General features: G+C 65.1%; 4 protein-coding genes. 3 read left to right on the plus strand and 1 reads right to left on the minus strand.

Annotation, left to right across the window (positions count from 1 at the left end; all coding sequences use genetic code 11):
• The coding region (locus JNW87_RS36895; protein WP_238455318.1) for a TetR/AcrR family transcriptional regulator at positions 1–617 on the minus strand (617 nt) is incomplete at its 3' end.
• A gap of 285 nt (positions 618–902) precedes the next feature.
• Between JNW87_RS36895 and JNW87_RS36900 the strand changes: the two genes are divergently transcribed.
• The 3 genes from JNW87_RS36900 to JNW87_RS36910 all read left to right on the plus strand — a co-directional run bounded on the left by JNW87_RS36900 (position 903) and on the right by JNW87_RS36910 (position 2,657).
• Complete coding sequence (locus JNW87_RS36900) at positions 903–1,445, plus strand: carboxymuconolactone decarboxylase family protein (RefSeq protein ID WP_109802462.1); 543 nt, start codon at positions 903–905, stop codon at positions 1,443–1,445.
• Between the two features lie 40 nt (positions 1,446–1,485).
• Positions 1,486–2,139 carry a nitroreductase family protein gene (locus JNW87_RS36905; protein ID WP_236647967.1) on the plus strand — a complete coding sequence of 218 codons (654 nt, stop codon included), beginning with the start codon at positions 1,486–1,488 and terminating at the stop codon, positions 2,137–2,139.
• A gap of 122 nt (positions 2,140–2,261) precedes the next feature.
• Entirely contained in the window at positions 2,262–2,657 is a 396-nt protein-coding gene (locus JNW87_RS36910) for an MmcQ/YjbR family DNA-binding protein (protein WP_109802463.1), read from the plus strand.
• Positions 2,658–2,932: the final 275 nt, after the last annotated feature.

Below are 2,932 nucleotides of genomic sequence, written 5' to 3' on the forward strand. Positions count from 1 at the left end.
ACGAACGTCCGCAGATGGTCAACCGCCGCAGAGAGCGCGTCCTGCAGGGGGCCGATGTCCCGGGCGACCTGAGCGAGGAGCATGCCGCCTTGATACGCCGCGAGGAACATGTCGGCGAGCCGCGCGGGGTCGGCGGACGCGTCGATGCGGCCGAGTTGCCGCATGCGATCGAGCCCGACGCGGAAGATCTCGCGCCACTGCGCGAACACCTCCGCGAGCCGGTCGTGCACGTCGAGATCGGTCTTGACGATCTCGCTCGCGAGCGAGCCGAGGCTGCAGCCGGCCTCGAACGGACGCCCCGAGAGGACGTAGAAGTCCGTCCAGTCCTGGAACGCCTCGACGGTGTCGAAGCTGGCAAACCGTTCGCTGCGATGGAAGCCGAGGACGCTGTCGGCCTGCCAGTCGATGACCGCCAGGACGAGGCTCTCCTTGGTGGGGAAGTAGTGACTCAGCTGCGATCCACTCACGCCTGCGGCGCGGCGGACGAGGTCGTTGTTGGTTGCGTGGACCCCTTTGCCGTAGATCAACGCCGCCGCGTGCTCCAGTATTCGCTCGCGCGTGGCCTGGCCCTTGGGAGTGAGCTTCTGGGCTGCATCCGCCCCGTTGTTCACCTGCATGTAATCAACGTAACACAAACTGGGCTTGAGAACCCACTTTCGATGGTGTTCACTCAAGCAAGTGGACGAAATCGTCCAGTAACGTCACGCGGCGGCCGCGTGCTCCAGTATTCGCTCGCGCGTGGCCTGGCCCTTTGGGAGTGAGCTTCTGGGCTGCATCCGCCCCGTTGTTCACCTGCATGTAATCAACGTAACACAAACTGGGCTTGAAGACCCATTTTCGATGGTGTTCACTCAAGCGAGTGGACGAAATCGTCCAGTAACGTCACCCGGAGGTTCATCACCATGTCCCGCCTGACCGCTCCCGCGCGCGCCGACATGGACGCGAAGACGCAGGGCGCCCTCGACGCCATCGCGAAGCAGTTCGGCTTCGCGCCCAGCATGTTCACCACGCTCGCCGCGAACCCGACCGTGCTCGAGATCGTGATGGGCCTGCAGGGCAGCATCGCGACGCTCCTGGACGCGAAGACGCGCCACACGATCGCCCTCGCGGTCTCTCAGTCGAACGGCTGCCACTACTGCCAGGCACTCCACGGTTTCATCTCGTCGAACCTCGGCGGTATGTCGGCGGAGGAGATTGAGCTCGCCCGCACGGGCACGTCCAGCGACCCGAAGCGCGCCGCCGTCGCGAAGTTCGCGCAGCACGTGATCGAGACGCGTGGCCAGGTCAGCGACGAGGACCTCGCAGCGATCCGCGAGGTCGGGTATATCGACCCGGAGATCCAGGCGATCGTCGCGATCGTGGTCGTCACCCTGCTCACGAACTACCTCAACAACGTCAGCGACGCCGTCGTCGACGTCCCCGGCGCCGACCACCAGTCGGCCTGACTTTCCTCTCCACCCGCCGTTCAAACGAAAAGAAAGCACGATGTTGAATCTCGACAAGCTGATCACGAAGCACCTCACCCGCTACTTCGACCCGAGCAAGAGGATCCCGGAGGAGACGTTCCAGCAGCTGCTGCGTTACCTGCGCACCTCGCCGACGACGATCAACATCCAGCCGAACCGTTTCCACGTGCTGGAGACGCAGGATGGCAAGGACAAGCTCGCGGACGCACTGGTCGGCCGCTTCGCGGACAACGCGGAGAAGGTGCGCAACGCGTCGCACGCCATCGTCTTCACGACGCGCAAGGACATCCCCGACACGCACCTGCAGGAGATCTTCGAGAAGGAGCGCGCCGACGGGCGCTTCGCCGACCCGGAGATCCAGAAGGGATGGGAGGCGGGCGCCTCCAACTTCGTGGAGATCCAGACAAAGAACTATGGCGGGGACGTGCTCCACTGGCTTGAGAAGAACACCTACCTCGTCGTCGGCGCCACGATGATGGCCGCGGCATCCCTCGGGGTGGACGCGACGCCGATGGAGGGCTTCGACCGCACGACCGTGGACGCGGCCTTCGACCTGACCGACACCGACTACACGACCACGCTGCTTCTGGTGCTCGGCTACCCCGACGAGGCTCGGGTCTCCCGCCAGCCGGTCTCGCGGTTCGACGCGGAGAAGATCTTCACGCACATGTGACGGACGGGGCGGACATCGGACCGCGGTGCCGGCCCCGTTCACTTCGACTCGGTTACCCGGCGTCCGCACCACCTCGACGGACGCCGGGCAATCGACCCCCTAAGGACTTCGAGGAGGTCAAGATGCAGATTGATAAGGCAGTGCAGGATCGAGCCGCGGCCCGCGCCGCCGAGCTTCCCGGCTCCGAGCACACACACCAGTTCACCGGCGACTGGGAGGTATGGAAGGTCGGCGGCAAGGTGTTCATGCTGCAGACGTCCATGCCCGGCGAGCCCGTCGTGATCCTGAAAGCGGATCCATCCGACGCGGAGGCGCTCCGCGCAGCTCACGCGAGCATCTCGCCCGGCTACCACATGAACAAGAAGCACTGGATCACGGTGCGGGCGGGTGCGGACGTCGAGCCCGCGCTTGTCGACAATCTCGTGACCGAGTCGTACCTCCTCGTCGTCGCCGGCCTGCCGAAGCAGAGCCGTCCCGTCAATCCCGCTTCGTTCCGCGTCCCGCCCTCCGCCGACTGATCACGCTGACGCCGACCGCGCCCAGAGCGCTGTTGCCCCTCATCCGAGCAGCGCCCGCACCGGCGCATGACGCCCTTACGTGGCCGGCCGCAACGACGAGGACCTCACCGTCGGCGTCCTCATCGAGGCACACGTCCTCGACGACCGCCCGATCGAACCCCACCTGCCGATGAAATACCCTGGTCAAACGCACGCCGTGTTCCGATCTTCGGTTCCTGACCTTCGACAAGCCAGAAACCTACGCTGATCTTGGGACTTCGCCCAACATCAGTGGC

The sequence above is a fragment of the Micromonospora sp. ATA51 genome (assembly GCF_016802855.1).
GTDB classification, from domain to species: domain Bacteria; phylum Actinomycetota; class Actinomycetes; order Mycobacteriales; family Micromonosporaceae; genus Micromonospora; species Micromonospora sicca.